Annotated in this window: 1 protein-coding gene and 1 pseudogene; both read right to left on the bottom strand. The window is 66.2% G+C overall.

Annotated elements, in window-relative coordinates:
• A pseudogene (locus AACS18_RS01720) lies at positions 1–307 on the bottom strand (beta-N-acetylhexosaminidase); the annotation flags it as partial.
• A partial coding sequence (locus AACS18_RS01715) for a BadF/BadG/BcrA/BcrD ATPase family protein (protein WP_258228817.1) occupies positions 292–1,124 on the bottom strand: 833 nt, incomplete at its 5' end. The gene AACS18_RS01715 and the pseudogene AACS18_RS01720, both read right to left, overlap by 16 nt.

Below are 1,124 nucleotides of genomic sequence, written 5' to 3'. Positions count from 1 at the left end.
GCTGGGCACCGGTGGTGGCCTCCGGCAGGCTGAGGAAGAACCCCTGAGGCATGTCGGAGAGCTTCTTGATGGGCGTCTGGCGGCAGCAAAAGCGCAGCTCGCAGCTGCCAGTTTTTGGGACAATCACCTTGTAGCTGCCGCTCTGGCGCTCCAGCTCCCCCCCTTGCAAGGAGTCGGGGTCGATATGGCGAGCCAGACAGAAGTGCAGTTTCCACCGGGTATCCGGCATGCGGGATAGGGTGAAGGTGAACCAGACATCCTCGCCGTCACGTCGGGCGACCTGGGTGTGGATCAGGGGTGTAGACATGGAAAATCCTCTGATTGGGCAAACAGGATGGCGCCATCGAGCGCATCTGCCTGGGGGGGGATCAGGTTGAGCTGGCCGAGACGGGGAGCGAGGCGGGTACCAATCCCCCCCAGCAGGGCGATCTGTCTGGCACCGAGCTGGGTCATCCCCTCCAGCAGGATCCGCAGCTGTTCGCAGGTTTCGTCCAGCAGCTGGTTGGCGAGCTCGTCACCATCGCTGGCGGCATCGAACACCCAGGGGGCAAAGTGGCCATAGTCCGCCGGAATGGCGCGGGCGGCCCAGCGTACCACCTCGGCTTGATCCCGCTTGAAGCGATCCATCAAGCGGATGGCGAGGGTGCTGGGGGGCAGAATGCCGTCGTGGCAGAGCAGGGATTGCTGGATGGCGCGCAGCCCCAGCCAGGCGCCGCTGCCTATATCTGAAATGGGGAAGCCGCGGCCGGAGCAGGTGCGGATCTGCCCCTCCTGATAGACAAGCCCCACCGAGCCGGTGCCGGCGATCAGAATGGCCCCCTCACGGCCACCAAAGGCACCGAGGCAGGCACCGAAGGCATCGGAGGTGAGCCTGACGCTGGCGAAGGGGAAGGGCATCTCGAGCAGGGCGTGATAGCAGTCGGCCAGCTCGGCGGAGGCGAGCGCCAGCCCGACCCCCATCTGCTGTTCGCTCTCGATAGCGATCCCGGCGGCAAGACGGGCGCTGGCGATGGCGGCCAGCACATTGGCGTGGGCATGGGGGATGCCTAGCTCCAGATTGGAGCCTGCCGCGCGCCCCTCTCCGAGCAGCTTGCCCGCCCGATCCCGAATGCGGGCGCGGGTGT

The organism is Aeromonas sp. HMWF015 (assembly GCF_963878965.1).
GTDB classification, from domain to species: Bacteria; Pseudomonadota; Gammaproteobacteria; order Enterobacterales; family Aeromonadaceae; genus Aeromonas; species Aeromonas veronii.
Note: the sequence above shows the minus strand (reverse complement) of the source record. Positions and strands in the feature narration are given on the sequence as shown.